The organism is Butyricicoccus sp. OF10-2, from assembly GCF_003481925.1.
In the GTDB taxonomy this organism is placed as follows: domain Bacteria; phylum Bacillota; class Clostridia; order Oscillospirales; family Butyricicoccaceae; genus Agathobaculum; species Agathobaculum butyriciproducens.
On record NZ_QUMC01000001.1, the window covers coordinates 221,738 to 241,546 of the forward strand.

Here is a 19,809-nt window from a genome sequence, read left to right on the forward strand (position 1 = left end):
CTCCATTATTTTTGTGATAAGGAAAAAATACAATGCAGGAATATATCCATGTAAAAGGTGCGCGAGAGCACAACCTGAAAAACATCGACATCAAAATTCCGCGCGACAAGCTGGTGGTGCTCACCGGCCTGTCCGGCTCGGGCAAATCGTCCCTGGCGTTTGACACGATCTACGCCGAGGGTCAGCGCCGCTACGTTGAATCGCTGTCCAGCTACGCGCGGCAGTTCCTCGGCCAGATGGACAAGCCGGATGTGGACTACATCGATGGTCTTTCGCCCGCCATCTCCATCGACCAGAAGACCACCTCGCAGAACCCGCGTTCGACGGTCGGCACGGTCACCGAGATCTACGACTATATGCGCCTGCTGTGGGCGCGCATCGGCACGCCGCACTGTCCGAAATGCGGCAAGGAGATCCACCAGCAGACCATCGACCAGATCATTGACCGGCTGATGGCGCTTGAAGAAAAGACGCGCGTGCAGCTGCTTGCGCCGGTCATCCGCGGCAAGAAGGGCGAGCACGTTAAGGTGTTTGAGGATGCCCGCAAGCAGGGCTATGTCCGCGTGCGTGTAGACGGCGAAATCCATGATCTTTCGGAAGAATTCAAGCTGGCGAAAACCAAGAAGCACAACATTGAGATCGTTGTTGACCGCGTTGTCATCCGTCCGGACGCCCGCGGACGCATTACTGATTCGGTGGAGACCGCGTCTGCGCTGTCGGGCGGTCTGGTGATTGCGGATGTCATTGGCGGCGAACCCATCACGTTCTCGCAGAACTACGCCTGCGACGACTGCGGCATTTCCATCGAAGAGCTTACCCCGAGAATGTTCTCATTCAACAACCCGTACGGTGCGTGCCCGGTGTGCACGGGTCTGGGCATTCAGAAGCGTGTTGATCCCGATCGCGTTATCCCGAACCGCCATCTTTCGATCAAGCAGGGCGCCATCCGTGCGTCCGGCTGGGGCAGCGCCGACCCGGGTACGATCGCGGGCATGTACTACACTGCACTCGGCAAAAAACACGGCTTTACGCTCGAAACGCCCATCGAGGAGTTCTCCGAGCAGGCGCTCGACGAGCTGCTGTACGGCACCGGAGATGAACCGCTCGAGCTGTCGGTCAGCCGCATTTCGGGCGGCGTGATGCGCCAGCCGTTCGAGGGTATCATCCCCAATCTGGAACGCCGTTACCGTGAGACCAACAGCGAGTGGTCGCGCGGCGAGATTGAAGAAGTGATGAGCGAAAGTCCGTGCCCGGCATGCCACGGCCGCCGTCTGCGCCCGGAGGTGCTGGCGGTCACGCTCGGCGGACTGAACATCGCAGAGTTCGCAGAAAAGTCGGTTGTCAAGGCGATGGAGTTCCTCCACACGCTCAAACTGACCGAAATGCAGCATAAAATCGGTGACAGAGTAATCAAGGAGATTATGGACCGCCTCGGCTTCCTGCAGTCGGTCGGACTGGAATATCTGACGCTCTCGCGTTCGTCCGGTACGCTGTCCGGCGGCGAGAGCCAGCGCATCCGACTGGCGACGCAGATCGGCTCATCGCTGATGGGCGTGCTGTATATCCTCGACGAGCCGTCCATCGGTCTGCATCAGCGCGACAACGACAAGCTGCTTGCGACCCTGGGGCGGCTGCGCGACCTTGGCAACACGCTCATCGTGGTCGAGCACGACGAGGACACCATGTTTGCGGCTGACCACATTGTGGATATCGGTCCGGGGGCGGGACGCAACGGCGGCGAGGTCGTGTTCGAGGGCACGATAGACGAGCTGCTGAAAAGTGATAAATCCATCACCGGACAGTATCTTTCGGGCAGAAAATTCATTCCGGTGCCCGAAATCCGGCGCAAAGGCAGCGGCAAGAGCATCACGGTCAAGGGCTGTGCGGTAAACAACCTCAAGCATACGGACTTTACCATTCCGCTTGGCACGCTCACCTGTGTGACCGGTGTTTCGGGTTCGGGCAAGTCCTCGTTCGTCAATGAAATCCTGTACAAAAAGCTGGCAGCGGAGTTGAACGGCGCGAAGACCCGTGCAGGAGCGCATGACGAATTCATCGGCATCGAGAATCTCGACAAGGTCATCGACATTGACCAGTCGCCGATCGGACGTACGCCGCGTTCCAATCCGGCGACTTATACGGGCGTGTTCAACGATATCCGCGACCTGTTTGCCAAAACGGCGGACGCAAAGGCGCGCGGCTACAGCGCAAGCCGTTTTTCCTTCAATGTCAAGGGCGGCCGCTGTGAGGCCTGCTCGGGTGACGGCCTGCTCAAAATCGAAATGCACTTTCTGCCGGACGTTTACGTTCCCTGCGATGTGTGCAAGGGGCGCCGCTATAACAAGGAGACGCTCGAGGTGCGCTACAAGGGCAAAAACATCTACGAAGTGCTGGATATGACGGTGGATGAAGCGTGTGAGTTCTTCGCCAACGTGCCGAAGATCGCACGCCGTCTGGAGACCATGCGCGAGGTCGGTCTGGGCTACGTTAAGCTGGGGCAGTCCTCCACAACGCTCTCCGGCGGTGAAGCGCAGCGCGCCAAGCTGGCGACCGAGCTGTCCAAACGCTCGACCGGCAAGACAATCTATATCCTCGATGAGCCGACCACCGGTCTGCATGTCGCAGATGTCCACAGGCTTGTGGATGTTCTGCAGAAGCTGGTGGACGCAGGCAACACGGTTGTTGTCATCGAGCACAATCTGGATGTCATCAAGACTGCGGACTATATCCTCGACCTCGGTCCCGAGGGCGGCGACGGCGGCGGTCGACTGGTCGTTTGCGGTACGCCGGAGGAGGTTGCACAGTGCGAGGGTTCGTATACCGGACAGTATCTCGGCCCGATTCTCGCCCGCAAAAACGGCGGAAAACGCGATAAATAAAGTCGAAATGTGTAATAAAACAGGTGTTTCTTAGCGAGACACCTGTTTTTTCTGTATTTGATAAAGATGTTGTGATTTTGGGCGTGTTTTGGTATAATAGTGATAATATAAAATCGGAGTTACCATACGCAGGCGCCGGAAGGCGTGCTGCTGCCGTGACTCAGGAAGGGATCGTTCAATATGAGAGCAAAGCGATGGGTGATCGCCTCGCCGGATACCGAGCGGGTGCGGGTGCTGTCGCGGGAGACCGGCTATACACCGCTGACGGCGGCGGTGCTGTCGGCGCGCGGCATCGACACACCGCAGGCTGCGGCGGATTACCTGAGCTGCGATGCGCGAGGACTGCATGATCCGTTCGGTTTGACCGATATGGATAAGGCAGTCGAGGTCGTCCGCGAGGTAATAGATCGCGGAGAGAAAATGGTGGTCTACGGTGATTACGACGTGGACGGCATCACGGCAACGTGCACACTGGTGGATTATCTGCGCAGCAAGGGCGCAAAATGTGAATATTACATTCCCAACCGTCTGACGGACGGCTACGGTCTGACGCGTCCGGCGATGGAGCAGCTGTATGAGCAGGGCACGCGCCTGCTCATCACGGTGGACTCGGGCATTACAGCCAACGAGGAGATTGCCGTCGCACGCGAGCTCGGTATGCAGGTCGTCATTACCGACCACCACGAGTGCCACGAAAACCTGCCGGACGCGCAGGCGGTCGTGGACTGCAAGCGGACGGACGATACCTATCCGTTTTCCAGCCTGGCGGGTGTCGGTGTGGCATTCAAGCTGATCTGCGCACTCGAGGGCGACACGCTTTCCATGCTCGACCGGTACGCCGACCTTGTAGCGCTCGGCACGGTGGCCGATGTCATGCCGATTGTCGGTGAAAACCGCATTATTGTGGCGGAAGGACTGAAAAAGCTGTCCGTGACGGCGAATATCGGTCTGGAAATGCTGCTGCGCGAGGCGGGGATGAAGAACAGGCGGCTGACCTCCTCGACCATCAGCTATGTGCTTGCGCCGCGCATCAACGCGGCGGGCCGCATGGGCAAGGCCGAACTGGCAGCAGAGCTGTTCCTGACGAAAGATCCGATACGCGCACAGGCGCTTGCCGCCGAGCTTTGCGAGCAGAACAAGCTGCGCCAGAGCGAGGAGAACAAGATACTCGAGCAGACGCTCACACGCCTGCGCCGCGAATACAACCCGCTTGAGGATAAAATTATCGTGCTGGCCGGAGAGGGCTGGCATCAGGGCGTTATCGGCATTGTGTGCTCGCGCCTGTGCGACCGCTACGGCTGTCCGGTCGTGCTCATCTCGGTGGACGAGGACGGCGTAGGCAAGGGCTCCGGCCGCTCGATCGGCAGCTTCAATCTGTTTGAGGCGCTCACCTCGTGTGAGGACCTGTTCGAGCGCTACGGCGGTCATGCGCTTGCCGCAGGACTGACCGTGCAGGCGGACAGGATCGAAGAACTCCGCACGCGCCTGCGCAAGTACGCGGAAACGCATGTCACCATGGCGGAGCTCGTTCCGCAGCTGCACATCGACTGCATGGTGCAGCCGGAGTGGCTGACGCAGGAGAACATCGAATCCCTGAGCGTACTCGAGCCGTACGGCATGAAAAATGCGGAGCCTGTGTTCTGCATGAAGAACATGACCGTTGAGGAGATTACACCGCTGTCCAGCGACCGGCATGTTCGTCTGTCGCTCATCAAGGACGGCAAGCGGTTTTCCGCGATCTGGTTCGGCATCGGTGCGGGCGGTCTCGGCTTTGTCGAGGGCAACACCGTGGATGCCGCCTTTCATCTGGAAATCAACGAATTTCGAGGCCGCCGCTCGGTGCAGCTGACCATCTGCGATGTGCAGCTGAGTGACTGTGAGCATCTGGCGGATCAGAAGATTCTCAATCTGTATAATACACTCATGCAGGACGGCCCGCTCACCGCAAGGGAAGCGCGTCTGCTCCTGCCCGACCGCAAGGATCTGGTCGCTGTCTGGCGGCATGTGACCTGCCGCGCGGAGGACGGACGGCTTTCCGTACCGGACGGGGCGCTTTCCCGCCGGGTTGCGTGGGAAAGCCGACGCGACATTAACATCGGCAAGCTGTTTGTCTGTCTGGACGTTTTTCAGGAGTCCGGACTCATTAGCTATCATTTCAAGGAAGGTATGCTCAACATTTTGCTCAAACCCTACGAGGGCAAGGCCGATATTTCCGGATCGGTTGTCCTTGCCACATTGCAAAGCATGGCGGGGTGACACGAATGGGGGAAGGATCTATGCAAACGAAACTGGATTTTTTGATCGAACGCGTACAAAAACAAAACCCGCAGGCGAATATCAAGAAGATTCGCGCGGCATACGAATGTGCGGCCAAGGCACATGAGGGACAGAAGCGCCGCAACGGTGAGCCGTATATCATTCATCCGGTCGCTGTCGCTGAGATCGTTGTGGAGATGGGTCTGGATACGGATTCCATCTGTGCAGCGCTGCTGCATGACTGCATTGAGGACACCGAGTTCGGCTACAAGGAGATCGAAAACAAATTCGGCACGCCGGTCGCGGAGCTGGTGGACGGCGTAACCCGACTGGGCATGCTGCGCTACTCCAAGGAGCAGGAGCAGTTCGAGGACCTGCGCAAGATGTTCCTCGCCATGGCGAAGGATATCCGCGTTATCCTGATCAAGCTGGCCGACCGACTGCACAATGCCCGTACCTTCCAGTTCCTGCCTGAGCGCAAGCAGCGCGACAAGGCACTGGAAACCATGGAGATTTACGCGCCGATCGCGCACCGTCTCGGCATGAGCCGCATCAAGTGGGAGCTTGAGGATCTGTCGCTGAAGGTTCTCGACCCGATCGGCTACAACGAGATTGTGGAAGGCTTAAAGGCCCAGAGTGAGCAGCACGAGGAATTCCTGCAGGGCATTCAGGACCGCATCAGCACCAAGCTGAAGGAAGCGAACATCCACAACGCGATTTCGGCCCGCGTCAAGCATATTTACTCCATCTACGCAAAATGTATGCCCAGCACAAGACCATCAACGAGATCTATGATATCTGCGCCGTGCGCGTCATTGTCGATACCGTGGCGGACTGCTACAACGTGCTCGGCTACGTCCACGACCTGTACAAGCCGATTCCGGGCCGCTTCAAGGACTATATATCCACACCGAAGCCGAACGGCTATCAGTCGCTGCATACGACGGTCATCGGCCGAGCGGGCATCCCGTTTGAGGTGCAGATTCGTACCGTAGAGATGCATAAAATGGCGGAATACGGTGTTGCGGCGCACTGGAAGTACAAGCAGGGTCTGGATAAGAAGGGCAACGAGGAAGCGTTCGCGTGGATTCGCCAGCTGCTTGAAGCCCAGCAGGACACCGAGGCCGAGGACTTTATCAAAAACATCAAGGTTGACCTGTTCGCGGACGAGGTATTTGTCTTTACGCCCAAGGGCGATGTGGTCAATATGCCGGCAGGCGCAACGCCGATCGACCTTGCGTATGCGATTCACTCGGCAGTCGGCAACCGCATGACCGGCTGCAAGCTGAACGGCCGTATCGCACCGATCGACAGCCAGCTGAAAAACGGCGATATTGTCGAGATCCTGACCTCCAAGGAGGCGCACGGTCCGAGCCGTGACTGGGTGAAGATCGTCAAGACCACCGAGGCGCGCAACAAGATCAAGCAGTGGTTCAAGAAGGAATGCCGCGAGGAAAATATCGTCAACGGCAAGGAGGATCTCGACCGCGAGCTGCGTGCCAACCTGCTGTATAACGGCTTCTATGAGAACGAAGAGGTGCAGAAGAACACGCTCAACAAGTTCTCGTTCAACACAGTCGATGAGCTGTACGCGGCCATCGGCTACGGCGGCATTATGCTGACTAAGGTCATCAATAAGGTCAAGGACGATGTCGGCAAGCTGCGCCGTCAGCGCGAGCAGGCCGAGCGTGCCGCGCATCCGCAGAACGAGCAGCAGCAGCGCCGCCAGAATAAATCCAGCGACGGCGTTGTTGTCGAAGGCATTGATAACTGTCTGGTCAAGTTTGCCCGCTGCTGTACGCCGATTCCGGGCGATGAGATCGTCGGCTTTGTCACCCGCGGCTACGGTGTTTCCATCCATCGCCGCGACTGCGTGAATGTCCATATCGAGGAAGAGCCCGACCGCTGGGTCCGTGCCTGGTGGGATGAGGATATGGCGGCCAATGCCGGTCATGTCAATAAGTTCTCTACCGGCCTGCAGATTTCCACGCGCAACCGTATCGGCGTGCTGAGTGACGTTACGCTGGCGTTTGCCTCGAGTAAGATCAATGTGCATGAGATTTCCGCACGCGACCTCAACGACGGCTACGGCGTTATCAACGCCATGGTTGACGTCACGAGCGTCCATCAGCTGGATAATATGATCAGCCGCCTGCGCTCCATCAAGGGCGTTGTGGATGTGACCAGAACGGTGGATACGAATTGATAATTGATGATTGAGAATGGAGAATGGAAAATGAGACGCGGAAAGCGCTTGTGCCTGCGCGTTTCAGGCTCCCCTAAAAGGGGAGGCATTGGCTGGTGCAGAAGGTTTACAAAGGCTCGATGGGTCATCGAGCCCCACGATGTATCTAACTGGTATCATCAAAGGAGTTGCGCGGCACTGCTATGCCGCGCCCAGCGTAGACCCCAATTGGATGTAGCAGTACGGTATCCGAAATGCGAATAAGTGGATACCATGCGGAAGAAAAAATCCTCTGCCGTTCCTTTCCTGCTTGCGAAGTCTACCATCTGCACTCAAGGTATCCAAAAAAGGAAACGGGAGTCCCAAGAGGGTAGAAACCATTGGTGTCTACCCTTTTGGAACCCCAGCCAAGGTTTGGCACCCATTCCAAATCAAAAAAATCAACAGATTAAATTCAAAACTTACTACGAAAAGAGGAAAAACAATGCGGGCACTGGTTCAGCGCGTCTCTCACGCCTCGGTCACGATCGACGGCAGGATTCACGGACAGATCGGACAGGGCTTCCTTGTCCTGCTCGGCATCACAGACGGTGATACCGTGGACGATGCGGTTTATCTGGCCGATAAAACGGTTAAAATGCGTGTATTCACGGACGAAAACGACAAAATGAACCGCTCGCTCGCGGATGTCGGCGGCGGCTTGCTCATCGTGTCGCAGTTCACGCTTTACGGTGACTGCCGCAAGGGCAACCGCCCGAGTTTCACGAACGCTGCCCGTCCGGAGACCGCCATCCCGCTGTATGAAGCATTCATCGCGCGCTGCCGCGAGAGCGGCCTGCCGGTCGAGACCGGTGAGTTCGGCGCGGATATGAAGGTCGATCTATTGAATGACGGCCCGGTAACGCTGTGGATGGACACCAAGGACATGCGGAGATAATGGAGAATTGAAAATTGAAAATTGTGGTATCGCGCACAGCGCGATGATTAAAATGGCAGCGAAGCTGCCCACCGCAATTCCTAACTACTAATTTCCTGAAAGGATATTACTATGAAATTGTTGCAGCTTTGTGTGGGCATGGTCCGCACGAATTGTTACATTGTATATGACGAAGCAACCCGCGAAGCCGCGGTGATCGATCCGGGCGACAACGCCAAGTCGATTTTGAACGCGGTAAACGAGGAACAGCTGAATGTCAGGTATGTGCTGCTGACGCACGCGCATTTTGACCACATTCTGGCGGCGCACGAGGTACTCGAAGCCACCGGCGCACAGTATGTTGTGCCGGAGAAGGACATCTGGCTGCTGAGCCGCGACAACATGGGTCAGTTCCGCGGACTGGCACGCAATTATGTGCAGGATACGCCGGATATTCTGGCGAATGAGGGCACCGAGGTGACGTTCGGCGGCATGACCGCGACCTACATGGCAACGCCCGGTCACACGCCCGGCTCGTCCGTCATCAGGATCGGCGACTGCCTGTTCACCGGCGATACGCTATTCCGTCACGAGTGCGGCCGCTGCGACCTTGAGGGCGGCGATTTCTCCGCCATGCTGCGTTCTTTGAAGCGTCTGCATGACCTTGACGGCGATTACAAGGTATTCCCCGGCCATGAGGGCATCTCCACACTGAACGAGGAACGCGCATACAATCCGTATATGCTGCAGGCGATGGGAAAATGATCTATACACTGGAAAATCACGAACTGAAACACGCGGTAGAGGAAATGCTGTTTCATCTGCTGCCGACTGAAACGCTGAGCAGGGCAGATTCGGCCGAGCAGCTTACTGAGCCGTACTGCCGCAGCATTTTGACCGAGGAGAACGGCGAAGCCGCCGCGCGTGCGATCGTCTGCATGGACGGTGTAACGCACGAGGCGGAAAAGCGTGCGTCCGTCACCGGACTGGCAACGCTGGACTACAAGCGCACCATCACCGAACTGGTGAAAACGACCGTGTACGACGCGGCCGTGCCGTTTCTGCCGCAGGCCCCGGTCTGGGGCAGCCTGACCGGCGTGCGTCCGGCCAAGCTGGCGCGCGGCATGATCGAGCGCGGCATGACGCGCGGCGAGGCGGCGGTTGAGCTGCGCGAGCACTTTCACGTTTCGCCCGAGCGCACGGCGCTGACGATTCGTGCAGCCGCAACCGCGATGGAGATGGACAAGACCATCGGTGAAAACGATATTTCGCTGTACGTCGGTATTCCGTTCTGTCCGTCGAGGTGCTATTACTGCTCGTTCGTATCGGCAACCACGGCGCAGTCCGGTAAACTCATCGAGCCGTATCTGGACACGCTCTGCCGCGAGATCGAGGAGACAGCCGCGCTTGTCCGCGCAGCGGGCAAGCAGGTGCAGAGCGTCTACATCGGCGGCGGCACACCGACCACGCTGGACGAACATCAGCTGGCACGGCTGCTGTCGGCGCTCGAAAATCACTTTGATTTTTCACATTTGCGCGAATATACTGTAGAAGCGGGCCGTCCGGATACCATCACACCGGAAAAGCTGCGTGTGCTCAAAAGCGCGGGCGTTGGCCGCGTGAGCATCAACCCGCAGAGCATGAATGACGCCGTTCTGGCCGCAATCGGCAGAAAACACGGCTCGGCAGACGTGCTCCGCGCGTTTGACGAGGCCCGGCAGGCGGGCTTTGACGAGATCAACATGGATCTGATCGCCGGTCTGACCGGCGACACCGCCGAAACTTTTGCACAGACTGTGGATACTTTGCTGCATCTTTCGCCGGAGAATATCACGGTGCATACGCTCGCCATCAAGCGCGGCGCTGATCTGACCGATAAGGCGGCTGCCGCCGCACAGCGCGAGACCGTTTCTCAAATGCTGGACGGTGCCGCGCATGCACTGCAGAACGCAGGCTACGGCCCGTATTATCTCTACCGGCAGAAATTTATGGCAGGCGGCTTCGAGAACGTCGGCTGGTGCAAGCCGGGCACCGAATGTTTCTATAACGTGAGCATGATGGAGGAGCTGCAGACCATTCTGTCGCTCGGTGCCGGCGGCGTTTCCAAGCGTGTCGTGCGCGAGACCGGCTGGATCGAGCGCGCGAACAATCCGAAATATCCGCTTGAGTACATTCAGGCGGCAGACAGACTGGCCAACGGCAAGAAAAAGCTGCTGTTCCCCAAGAAATAATCAGGATAGGGAAATGAGTGAGTAATTCCGTAAGAAGGGACTGTCTATGGCAGAATACACATTGAAATACATCAATCACCGTGCCGAATGCGACGCGGAAGCCTTTGTGAACGACTGCGAGGATCATTATCATCGTCAGCTGCATCTGGTGGCTGACCAGATCGCTGCGAACTGCAAGCGCAAGCCGGTCGTGCTGCTCAACGGTCCGTCCTCATCGGGCAAGACCACCACGAACGACCGTCTGGGCCGCATTCTCGAGCTGGCGGGCATTCACACGCACATGATCTCGATGGACGACTATTACCGTACCTCGGGCACCTACGACATTCCGTTTGACGAGGAAAACGGCGTCAATGACCTCGAAAGCCCAGAGTGCATGGATCTGGATCTGCTCCGCGACCACCTGACGCGTCTGGTGGCGGGCGAGGAAATCATGGTGCCGCGCTTTGATTTTGAAACTCGCACCTCGCATCGCAACGAGCGTGCGGTGCAGCTGCACAAGGACGAAATTGTGATGATCGAGGGCATTCACGCGTTTAATCCGGTCATCATGGGCGATCTGGAGAAGCATGCGACAAGCGTCTATCTTTCGGTGGCGAGCGTGCTGCTGACCGACCGCAACGTCCGCGTTGAGCCGCACATGCTGCGCTTCCTGCGCCGCGCCATGCGCGACAGCCTGTTCCGCAGCTCGCCGGTGGAGTACACCTTAAAGCAGTGGAACTCTGTGCGGAGAGGCGAGAGACTGTATATTTCGCCGTACCGCGGGCAGGCTGATCTTACGGTGGACACCTATCTGCCGTATGAGACCAACATCCTCATGCAGTACCTGAGCGAAAAGCTGCAGAGCGAGGAGAAATTGCTCGAGCAGGCTGACCTTGCACCGCTCAGCGCGATTTTGGATAAGGTTTCGCCGATCGACTACAAGCCGTATATGCCGGAGGATTCGGTTCTGCATGAGTTTATCGGCTGAAAAGTGTCCGGATTCTTGCTTTTTGGCAGGGTATGAAGTATAATGGCAATACCACATAATTGAAACTGCGGCGTTTTGCGGAAATTCTCTCGCAAATCGCCCTTGTTCCATTACGCAATATTACCATGAGACCGGAAACGGAGACATTCCGTCGGAAGGAGCGACAAGCTATGGATATGAAAATGCAGGCTTTTCTGGATAAGGTAAAGGACATGGCGGATAAAACCGGCAAGGTCTCCCGTCATGCGGCAGGCGTAGCCGGCAAAAAGGCGAACGACCTTGCACTGGCGACCCGCATCAACCTGCAGATTTTCGATCTGAATACCGAGTGCGAAGCACTGTACAAGGAAATCGGCAAGCTGGTGTACGATCTGCACCGCGGTGCAGAGGTCACCAACGAGGAAATGGACGAAAAGATGGCGCAGGTCGATGCCAAGCAGGAAAAGCTGGCCGCGCTGCGCGACAAGCTGGCGGAAATGCGCTCGGTAACGGCGTGCCCGCACTGCGGCAAACCGTGCGGCAAGGATGACGCATATTGCTCGTCCTGCGGTGCAGAGCTGTAACATAATACGGTTTGATGCATCATATTGTAATATCGGGCAAGGGCAGCTATGCCCATTCTGATCAAAGGAAGGGGCGTACGGCATTTGCAGCGTAAAAAACAGAATTTCATTCAGGGTGCGTTCATTTTGATGCTGGCCAGTCTGCTGGTCAAGGTGATTGGCGCATTCTTCCAGATACCGTTGCTCAACATGATCGGCGGCAAGGATTCGCCGGCGTTCGGCATGTTCAGTGCGGCGTACCGCGTGTACACGGCGATGCTGATGATCTCGACCGTCGGTGTTCCGGCGGCGCTGGCGAAAATGGTCGCGGAGGCCACAGCCTGCGGCAGAGAGCATGAGGTGCGGCGCACCGTCCGTGTGGCGGGAAGCATTTTCATTCCGCTCGGTGCGGTCTGCTCGGTCGTGCTGTTCCTCGGCGCGGGCACGTTTGCATCCTGGATCAAGAGCGCGGATTCCCGGCTGGCGGTTATGGCCATCGCACCGAGCGTGCTGATGGTTGCTGTTCTGGCGGTGTTCCGCGGTTACTATCAGGGCCGCTCGAACATGGTGCCGACGGCGGTTTCGCAGGTGATCGAGTCACTCGGCAAGCTGTTTATCGGCCTTGGATTGGCGTATTATGCGGTTCAGCATAACTTTTCCGATCAGGCAGTCGCGGCAATGACCGTCCTCGGCGTTACCATCGGCGAGGTGGCTGCCGCTGTTTACATGCTCATTCAGGGTGCGATCACGCATCGCAGCAGCTCGGCGGTGCACGCGCTGGACGACAGCGTGCGTCCGGCGGGCCAGCTGGCGAAAACGCTGCTCAGTCTGTCCATTCCGATCACGATCAGCTCAGCGGTTATGAGTCTGACCGACCTGATCGACGTGGCGCTGATCTCTACGCGTCTGCAAAGTCCGGCGGTCGGCATGACGGCAAGAGAAGCAATGTCCACCTACGGCATTTACACCGGTCAGGCCATCAACTTCTTCAACCTGCCGCAGACGCTCATCACCGCACTGGCGGTCAGCGTGCTGCCGACCATCGCAAGCGCACGCGCGGCGGGCAACCATGCCAAGGTTTCCAAAACACTGGGTACCACGCTGCGCATGACGGTTATCATCACCCTGCCGGCTGGCGCGGGCTTCATCATGCTCGCCGGACCGATTCTGCGCATGCTGTACTCGCAGGGAACGGAGCTTGGCGGTGTACTGATGGGTCTGCTCGGCTTTGCCGTACCGGCGGCGGCACTTGTGGCTGTCACCAACTCGACGCTGCAGGCGTTCGGCCGCATTGACCTGCCGCTTGTCTCGATGTTTGCAGGCGCGGTTGTCAAAATGCTCGGTGACTATTTTCTCATCGGCAATCCGGCACTGAATATCATGGGTGCGCCCATCAGTACGGCGCTCTGCTATTGGCTGATCGCGGTCATCAACCTGTTCCACATCAGGCGTTTGACGGGTTCGCTGCCGCCGATCGGAAAAACGGTCTGCCGTCCGCTGGCGGCCACCATCGGCATGGGTGCGGCGATTTTCATTGTGCAGCGCGTGCTGAACGGTGCGTTGAACGCGGCGCCCGGAACCATGCCTGACAAGCTGATCACGCTCGCGTGCATCGGCGTGGCGGTTGTCGTGTATGCCGTTCTGCTGCTCGCGCTCGGTGCAGTCGAGCGGGATGATGTTCTGCTGCTGCCCAAGGGCGAGAAAATCGCAGATATTTTACATCTAAAGTAATCAGGAAGTGCAAAAATGGTTGATTTTGAAATAAAGGATTGTTACAAGTTCGATGATCTGCTCCGCATTATGGAAATCCTGCGCGCGCCGGACGGCTGCATGTGGGACCGTGAGCAGGATCATCATTCTATCCGCCGCAACTTCATCGAGGAGACCTACGAGGTCTGTGAAGCCATCGACGACGAGGACACCGAGCACATGAAGGAAGAGCTTGGCGATGTTCTGCTGCAGGTGGTATTCCACACCCAGATGGAGAAGGAAAAGGGCACATTCGACATCGACGATGTGGCGGACGGCATCTGCAAAAAGCTGATCTTCCGTCACCCGCATATCTTCGGCAATGTCGAGGTCGCCTCGTCCGAGGAGGTCCTCAGGAACTGGGATGACCTCAAGCGCAAGGAGAAGCATCAGGAGACCGATACGCAGGCGCTCGAAAGCGTAGCAAAGAGCCTGCCGAGTCTGATCCGTGCAGAAAAGCTGCAGAAGAAGGCGGCAAAGGTCGGCTTTGACTGGGATAACGTGAAGGATGCACTTGACAAGGTGCAGGAGGAGCTTGACGAGGTCCGCCGTGCCATCGACGGTGACGGCGATCCGGAGGAGGAGATTGGCGACCTGCTGTTCGCGTCTGTCAACGTGGCGCGTCACCTGAAGATCGACCCGGAGGCTGCTGCCGAAAAGACCTGCAACAAGTTTGTCAGCCGCTTTGCGGAGATGGAGCGTCAGGCGACTGCCGCAGGCAAAAAGCTGGCTGACCTGTCCCTTTCCGAGCTGGACGCACTGTGGGACAGCGCAAAGCACGAGGAACACGCATAAGGAGCAAAACCATGAAGAAAAGCGAACTGGTGACGCTGGTCGCAGAAAAGACCGGCTTTTCCAAGAAGGATACCGAAAAGACGATCGACACCGTGTTTACCGCCATTGCGGATATCATGGCAGCCGGTGACAAGCTGCAGATCAGCGGCTTCGGCACGTTTGAGACCAAGGAGCGCGCAGCACGCACGGGACACAATCCGCGTACCGGCGAGGAGATCAATATTGCAGCGGCGACCATGCCGGTGTTCAAGCCGGGCAAAGTTTTGAAGGATAAGGTAGACGGAAACAAGTGAGATTAGACAAGTATTTGAAGGTATCCCGCCTGATCAAGCGCCGCACGGTGGCGAATGATGCATGCGATGCAGCGCGCATCACGGTCAACGGCAAGCCGGCCAAGGCTTCGTATCAGGTGAAGATCGGCGACGTGATCGAGATCGCATTCGGTCAGCGCACGATGAAGGTGGAAGTGCTGAATATCGCGGAGCATACGCTCAAGGCAGATGCGTCTGCGCTGTATAAGGAACTGTAAACCGAACATAATGTATCCCGCTCTCGCATATATTGCAGAGCGGGATACTTTTTTGCAGTCAGGAGGGGAGTTATATGGCGCAGGAGGAACGAAGCCGTGAAATGCCGCACAGTGTCATTCTGGAGGGGAGAGAGAAGCTGACGATTTCCGGTGTGACCGACGTGCACAGCTTTGATGAGGAACAGGTGCTGCTCGAAACCGTGCGCGGCATGCTGGTCGTGCGCGGTCAGGGACTGCATGTAGAGCGGCTGCAGCTCGAGGCCGGAGAACTGATCATTCAGGGTGAGATCGGCCTGCTTGAGTACGACGACAGCGTGCAGCCGCGCGACAGCCTGTTCCGGCGGATCTTCGGCGGGTGAGCGGCCATGCCGGTGTTTACGAACAGCCAGCAGGTCACACTCGTGCTGCAAAGCCTGCTGCTCGGCGTCGGGATCGGGGCGGTGTATGACATGCTGCGGGCACTGCGTCTGCATTTCCGGTGCGGATGGGCAGGGGTGGCGCTGCTCGATACGCTGTTCTGGGCGATCGTGCTGGCGGCCTTATTCGAGTTCGGGCTGATCGCGGCCGCCGGTCAGCCGCGCGGCTTTGTGCTTTTAACGGCGGCAGGCGGCGTGGGATTGTACCTTGCAGCACTGAGTGAAACCATGCTGGAAGTGCTTATGAGGCTCCTGCAGGTGCTTGCGAAGCTGAGACGCGCCGTATACGGCTTGCGGGTGCACTGTCAAACGGTGGTAAAACAGCGGTGCAGTCCGGTAAAAATTCGGTTTTTGACGAAAAAATTTGAAAAAGACTCTTTTCTTTTTCGCAAAAAAGGTATAAAATAAAACCTGTATCAGTCTGACGCGCAAGCAAACGATATGAGGTGAGCAGATGACAAGGCGCACGCGGATGATCCTTATCAGGGCAGCGGTAGTGGTGTTTCTGCTTTACGCGGTCGTCAATGTGGTAAACCTGCGCACGCAGATCAAGAGCAAGCGGGATGAACTCGCGTCTCTGACCCTGCGGGTGGAGGAATATCAGAAGGCGAACGAGACGCTCCGGCAGGAAATGCAAAGCGGCATTTCCGAGGAGGATATCGGAGAGATGGCGCGGACAGAACTGGGCTATGCGGAACCGGGCGAGCGTATTTTTGTAGATACGTCCAGCCGGTAAAAGGGAAATAATAACGGAGGCAAAACAGCTTATATGGATTTGGCAGTGGGAGCAATCGTAGAGGGCAAGGTAACCGGCATCACCAAGTTTGGTGCATTTGTTGCGCTGCCCGAAGGAAAGTCGGGTATGGTGCACATTTCGGAGGTCGCTTCGACTTTTGTAAACGACATCAAGGATTTCCTGCAGGAGGGCCAGCAGGTCAAGGTAAAGATCATCAATATTGATCAGGCAGGTCGTATCAATCTTTCGATCAAGAAGGCGCAGCCGCAGGAGCCGCGTCAGCCGAGACACGAACGCCGTGAGGGCGGCTTTGCGCCGCGTCAGCCGCGTTTCCAGCGTTCGTCCGCACCGCGCGGACGTGTGCAGCAGGCACCGAAGGACCCGTCCACGATGAGCTTTGAGGATAAGCTGAAGGCGTTTATGTCGGACAGCGAAAGCCGTCAGGCCGATGTGCGCCACGCAACCGATCGCAAGAACGGTTCGCGCCGCCGCAGATAAAGAAGAAAACCGAGGGAACCTCGGTTTTGCTTTTATATGCCGGTGCACGAAGCGTCGGCAGGGCTTTTCGGCACTGGCTGTCCGGTGCACATGAACTGCGTAAGCGTGTTCGCCCCCTGACGGGCGGTGCGTTTTTCGCTGAGATTCAGCGGGAGTTTGCCTGCCCGGCATAGCTTGTGCTGGAAAAGTAACGAAATCCTGCTTTTATGCAAAAAAAAGCGCGCTCTTCCTTGCGAAAGAGCGCCAAAAGTAGGATTGTGGGGATAAAGATATGAACGGTGCATGGCGGCTTTCCCAACCGCCATAATAAATATACCATAAATTACCACACTTGTCAACAGTTTTTGGAAGAGGTTTTCCATGAATCAAACACTGATCAAAAATATCAATATTTGGACGATGGACGAGCAGGATTCTCGCTTTTTCGGCTGGATTCTGCTTGAAAACGGCAGAATCACCTCGATGGGCGAGGGCGAAGCGCCGGACTGCGAAAACGTCATAGACGGCGAGGGCGGCGTGCTGACCCCCGGCCTTATCGACATTCACTCGCACATCGGTCTGTACGAGGACGGCCTCGGCTTTGAGGGCGCGGACGGCAACGAGGATACCGATCCGGCGACGCCGCATCTGCGTGCACTGGACGGTGTCAACCCGTTCGACCGCAGCTTCCGCGAGGCACTTGAGGCCGGTGTGACGGCTGCCGCAGTCAGCCCGGGCAGCGCAAACCCCATCGGCGGACAGATTGCGCTGCTCAAGACGGCAGGCCGCCGTGTGGACGACATGATTCTTAAAGCGCCGCTGGCGATCAAGTTCGCGCTGGGCGAGAACCCGAAGTCGGTCTATCACGACAAGGACGAAACGCCGGTCACGCGCATGGCGACCGCGGGCATCATCCGCGAGGAGCTGTACAAGGCGAAGGAGTATTTCTCACGCAAGGCGCGTGCGGAGAATGACCCGGATCAGGACGAGCCGGATTTCGACATCAAGATGGAAGCGCTGCAGCCGCTTCTCTGGGGCAAGGCTGAGGCACATTTTCACGCGCACCGTGCGGATGACATTTTCACCGCGCTGCGTATTGCGAAGGAGTTCGGTCTGCGGGCGGTTATCATTCACGGCACGGAGGCGCATCTTGTGGCCGACCTGCTGGCCGAGGAGCACGTTCCGGTGGTCAGCGGCCCGTACATGACCGACCGTTCCAAGCCGGAGATCCGCAACCTGTCGGATGCCGCGCCCGGACTGCTGTGCAAGGCCGGAATCGAAACCGCCATTACAGTCGATCACCCGGAAATTCCGCTGCGGCTGCTGCCGATGGCGCTTATGCTGGCGGTGCGTGCGGGTATGGATAAAACGGACGCGCTGCGCGCGGTCACATCGGTACCCGCGAAAATTGCGGGCATGCAGGACAGAATCGGCAGCCTGAAACCGGTTTGGATGCAGACTGTGTGCTGTGGAGCGGCGATCCGCTGGATATTGCAACCCAGGTGCAGGCTGTTTTTGTAAACGGCACACCGGAATATAGGAGGACAAAATGAGGACGATTGAGGTTTCGGAAGTAACCAGGCTGGTGCGTCAGCTGTGCATTGATGCCAACTACTATCTGCCCGCAGATCTGCGGCAGGCGTTCGTGGATGGTCAGAACGCGGAGGAGTCTCCGCTCGGCAAGACCATCTTCGGTGAAATGATCGCCAACTGCGACCTTGCACGCGAGAATAATGTGCCGGTCTGTCAGGATACGGGCATGGCGATCGTGTTCGCGGAGATCGGTCAGGACGTGCATCTGACCGGCGGCTCGTTCGAGGATGCAGTCACCGAGGGTGTTCGCCGCGGCTATATCGACGGTTATCTGCGCCTGTCGGTGGTCGGTGATCCGCTGCGCCGCGAAAACACGGGCGACAACACGCCGTGTATCCTGTACACCTCGGTCGTTCCGGGTGACAAGGTGAAGATCACGGTTGCACCGAAGGGCTTCGGCTCGGAGAATATGACCCAGATGAAGATGTTCACGCCTGCCGCTACCAAGGCGCAGATCGTGGATTTCATCGCGGATGCGTGCATCCATGCCGGCTCCAACCCGTGCCCGCCGATCGTTATCGGTGTCGGTCTGGGCGGCACGAGCGATAAGGCGGCATATCTCGCCAAGCGTGCGCTGCTGCGTCCGGTCGATCAGCACAACGCCGATCCGCTGTACGCCGAGATGGAGCAGCAGATTCTCGATAAGGTCAACGCATCCGGTGTCGGCCCGCAGGGACTCGGCGGTACGGTTACCGCTCTTGCGTGCGCGATTGAGCCATTCGGCACGCATATCGCCGGTCTGCCGTGCGTGGTTAATATTTCCTGCCACGTTACCCGTCACGCAGAGGGCGAGCTGTAAGCAACCTTGACAAGAAATTGTAAAACCTCTTGGGAAATATGCTGAACAAATTGTGAACTTCTGAAAAATTGTTGGACAAGTTGCATAGGTTGTGCTATACTGAAGATAGCAAAAACCCAATACCGTTTCCGCCACACCACGGCGGCCGCGGATAAAGCCATCAAAGGCGGTTCACGCCTGTTAGGAGATGATTTTATGAAGTTCACTATCGTCGAAAGAAAAATCAAGATCGAGGACGAGCTGCGTCAGTACGCACTGCGTAAGGTAGAGAAGCTGGATCGCTACTTCCAGCAGGATTCGGATACCACGCTTACATTCAGCGAGCTGCGCGGCAAGCAGACGGTCGAGATCACGGTGCGTCAGGTTGGTCTGGTTGTCCGCGCCGAGGAAACGACGACTGATATGTATGCTTCCGTAGACGGTGCCATCAGCAGTATCGAGCGCCAGATCCGCAAGCATAAGACCCGTCTGGAGAAGCGCCTGCGTGAGGGTGCATTCGACAAGATGGCAGAGCAGAAGGCCGCACTGACCGAGGAGGATTTCGATGTAGTACGCCGCAAGCGCTTCGACGTAAAGCCGATGAGCGTGGACGAGGCTATCCTGCAGATGAACCTGCTTGACCACCAGTTCTACTTCTTCCGCAACGCCGACAACGACAATATCCATGCCGTTGTTTACAAGCGTGCGGCAGGCGGTTACGGTCTGATCGAGGGCGAGGAGTAAAATCCGCGTCAAA

18 protein-coding genes and 1 pseudogene are annotated in these 19,809 nt (G+C 57.5%); all 19 read left to right on the forward strand.

Translation table 11 applies throughout. From position 1 onward, the window contains the following. The first annotated feature begins 32 nt into the window (after positions 1-32). The 19 genes and pseudogenes from uvrA (at position 33) to hpf (ending at position 19,796) form a co-directional block, all read left to right on the forward strand. A complete protein-coding gene (gene uvrA / locus DXB00_RS01185) occupies positions 33-2,879 on the forward strand; it encodes an excinuclease ABC subunit UvrA (RefSeq protein WP_118728889.1) in 2,847 nt (948 codons plus the stop codon). A gap of 180 nt (positions 2,880-3,059) precedes the next feature. Further along, positions 3,060-5,135 (forward strand): single-stranded-DNA-specific exonuclease RecJ, encoded by a 2,076-nt coding sequence (gene recJ, locus DXB00_RS01190; RefSeq protein ID WP_118728890.1) that lies wholly within the window; start codon positions 3,060-3,062, stop codon positions 5,133-5,135. A 20-nt stretch (positions 5,136-5,155) separates the two neighbouring features. Then, positions 5,156-7,341 (forward strand): annotated as a pseudogene (locus tag DXB00_RS18055) (RelA/SpoT family protein). Between the two features lie 463 nt (positions 7,342-7,804). Continuing rightward, positions 7,805-8,257, forward strand: coding sequence for a D-aminoacyl-tRNA deacylase (gene dtd / locus DXB00_RS01200; RefSeq protein ID WP_118285477.1), 453 nt, complete (start codon positions 7,805-7,807; stop codon positions 8,255-8,257). 111 nt (positions 8,258-8,368) lie between these two features. Then, positions 8,369-9,001, forward strand: coding sequence for an MBL fold metallo-hydrolase (locus DXB00_RS01205; RefSeq protein WP_118728891.1), 633 nt, complete (start codon positions 8,369-8,371; stop codon positions 8,999-9,001). Then, positions 8,998-10,467: a coproporphyrinogen dehydrogenase HemZ gene (gene hemZ / locus DXB00_RS01210; protein ID WP_118728892.1), complete on the forward strand. Its 1,470-nt coding sequence runs from the start codon at positions 8,998-9,000 to the stop codon at positions 10,465-10,467. Before DXB00_RS01205 ends, hemZ begins: the two co-directional genes overlap by 4 nt. 46 nt (positions 10,468-10,513) lie before the next feature. Then, positions 10,514-11,437 (forward strand): uridine kinase family protein, encoded by a 924-nt coding sequence (locus DXB00_RS01215; RefSeq protein WP_118728893.1) that lies wholly within the window; start codon positions 10,514-10,516, stop codon positions 11,435-11,437. 170 nt (positions 11,438-11,607) lie between these two features. Next, entirely contained in the window at positions 11,608-12,000 is a 393-nt protein-coding gene (locus tag DXB00_RS01220; protein WP_117751371.1) for a zinc ribbon domain-containing protein, read from the forward strand. Positions 12,001-12,084: 84 nt separating this feature from the next. Next, entirely contained in the window at positions 12,085-13,710 is a 1,626-nt protein-coding gene (locus tag DXB00_RS01225) for a putative polysaccharide biosynthesis protein (protein ID WP_158578258.1), read from the forward strand. 15 nt (positions 13,711-13,725) lie between these two features. Next, a complete protein-coding gene (gene mazG / locus DXB00_RS01230) occupies positions 13,726-14,523 on the forward strand; it encodes a nucleoside triphosphate pyrophosphohydrolase (RefSeq protein ID WP_110435245.1) in 798 nt (265 codons plus the stop codon). Between the two features lie 11 nt (positions 14,524-14,534). Next, complete coding sequence (locus tag DXB00_RS01235) at positions 14,535-14,816, forward strand: HU family DNA-binding protein (RefSeq protein WP_110435244.1); 282 nt, start codon at positions 14,535-14,537, stop codon at positions 14,814-14,816. After that, positions 14,813-15,052 carry an RNA-binding S4 domain-containing protein gene (locus tag DXB00_RS01240; RefSeq protein ID WP_116704678.1) on the forward strand — a complete coding sequence of 80 codons (240 nt, stop codon included), beginning with the start codon at positions 14,813-14,815 and terminating at the stop codon, positions 15,050-15,052. Before DXB00_RS01235 ends, DXB00_RS01240 begins: the two co-directional genes overlap by 4 nt. Before the next feature lie 74 nt (positions 15,053-15,126). Continuing rightward, on the forward strand, positions 15,127-15,411 hold the full coding sequence (gene yabP / locus DXB00_RS01245; protein WP_110435242.1) for a sporulation protein YabP: 285 nt from the start codon (positions 15,127-15,129) through the stop codon (positions 15,409-15,411). 6 nt (positions 15,412-15,417) lie between these two features. Continuing rightward, positions 15,418-15,876: a spore cortex biosynthesis protein YabQ gene (gene yabQ, locus DXB00_RS01250; protein WP_118728895.1), complete on the forward strand. Its 459-nt coding sequence runs from the start codon at positions 15,418-15,420 to the stop codon at positions 15,874-15,876. A 46-nt stretch (positions 15,877-15,922) separates the two neighbouring features. Next, positions 15,923-16,204, forward strand: a complete 282-nt coding sequence (locus tag DXB00_RS01255; protein WP_110435240.1) for an FtsB family cell division protein — start codon at positions 15,923-15,925, stop codon at positions 16,202-16,204. 33 nt (positions 16,205-16,237) lie between these two features. Continuing rightward, entirely contained in the window at positions 16,238-16,702 is a 465-nt protein-coding gene (locus tag DXB00_RS01260; RefSeq protein ID WP_118728896.1) for a S1 RNA-binding domain-containing protein, read from the forward strand. A 360-nt stretch (positions 16,703-17,062) separates the two neighbouring features. Then, positions 17,063-18,202: an amidohydrolase gene (locus DXB00_RS01270; RefSeq protein ID WP_243107125.1), complete on the forward strand. Its 1,140-nt coding sequence runs from the start codon at positions 17,063-17,065 to the stop codon at positions 18,200-18,202. Between the two features lie 28 nt (positions 18,203-18,230). After that, on the forward strand, positions 18,231-19,073 hold the full coding sequence (locus tag DXB00_RS01275; RefSeq protein ID WP_118728899.1) for a fumarate hydratase: 843 nt from the start codon (positions 18,231-18,233) through the stop codon (positions 19,071-19,073). A 195-nt stretch (positions 19,074-19,268) separates the two neighbouring features. Continuing rightward, complete coding sequence (hpf, locus tag DXB00_RS01280; RefSeq protein ID WP_118359735.1) at positions 19,269-19,796, forward strand: ribosome hibernation-promoting factor, HPF/YfiA family; 528 nt, start codon at positions 19,269-19,271, stop codon at positions 19,794-19,796. Positions 19,797-19,809: the final 13 nt, after the last annotated feature.

Coding starts and splice junctions, on each gene's coding strand:
- uvrA (WP_118728889.1), top strand. CDS start 33: ATGCAGGAATATATCCATGTAAAAGGTGCGCGAGAGCACAACCTGAAA.
- recJ (WP_118728890.1), top strand. CDS start 3,060: ATGAGAGCAAAGCGATGGGTGATCGCCTCGCCGGATACCGAGCGGGTG.
- dtd (WP_118285477.1), top strand. CDS start 7,805: ATGCGGGCACTGGTTCAGCGCGTCTCTCACGCCTCGGTCACGATCGAC.
- DXB00_RS01205 (WP_118728891.1), top strand. CDS start 8,369: ATGAAATTGTTGCAGCTTTGTGTGGGCATGGTCCGCACGAATTGTTAC.
- hemZ (WP_118728892.1), top strand. CDS start 8,998: ATGATCTATACACTGGAAAATCACGAACTGAAACACGCGGTAGAGGAA.
- DXB00_RS01215 (WP_118728893.1), top strand. CDS start 10,514: ATGGCAGAATACACATTGAAATACATCAATCACCGTGCCGAATGCGAC.
- DXB00_RS01220 (WP_117751371.1), top strand. CDS start 11,608: ATGGATATGAAAATGCAGGCTTTTCTGGATAAGGTAAAGGACATGGCG.
- mazG (WP_110435245.1), top strand. CDS start 13,726: ATGGTTGATTTTGAAATAAAGGATTGTTACAAGTTCGATGATCTGCTC.
- DXB00_RS01235 (WP_110435244.1), top strand. CDS start 14,535: ATGAAGAAAAGCGAACTGGTGACGCTGGTCGCAGAAAAGACCGGCTTT.
- yabP (WP_110435242.1), top strand. CDS start 15,127: ATGGCGCAGGAGGAACGAAGCCGTGAAATGCCGCACAGTGTCATTCTG.
- yabQ (WP_118728895.1), top strand. CDS start 15,418: ATGCCGGTGTTTACGAACAGCCAGCAGGTCACACTCGTGCTGCAAAGC.
- DXB00_RS01255 (WP_110435240.1), top strand. CDS start 15,923: ATGACAAGGCGCACGCGGATGATCCTTATCAGGGCAGCGGTAGTGGTG.
- DXB00_RS01260 (WP_118728896.1), top strand. CDS start 16,238: ATGGATTTGGCAGTGGGAGCAATCGTAGAGGGCAAGGTAACCGGCATC.
- DXB00_RS01270 (WP_243107125.1), top strand. CDS start 17,063: ATGAATCAAACACTGATCAAAAATATCAATATTTGGACGATGGACGAG.
- DXB00_RS01275 (WP_118728899.1), top strand. CDS start 18,231: ATGAGGACGATTGAGGTTTCGGAAGTAACCAGGCTGGTGCGTCAGCTG.
- hpf (WP_118359735.1), top strand. CDS start 19,269: ATGAAGTTCACTATCGTCGAAAGAAAAATCAAGATCGAGGACGAGCTG.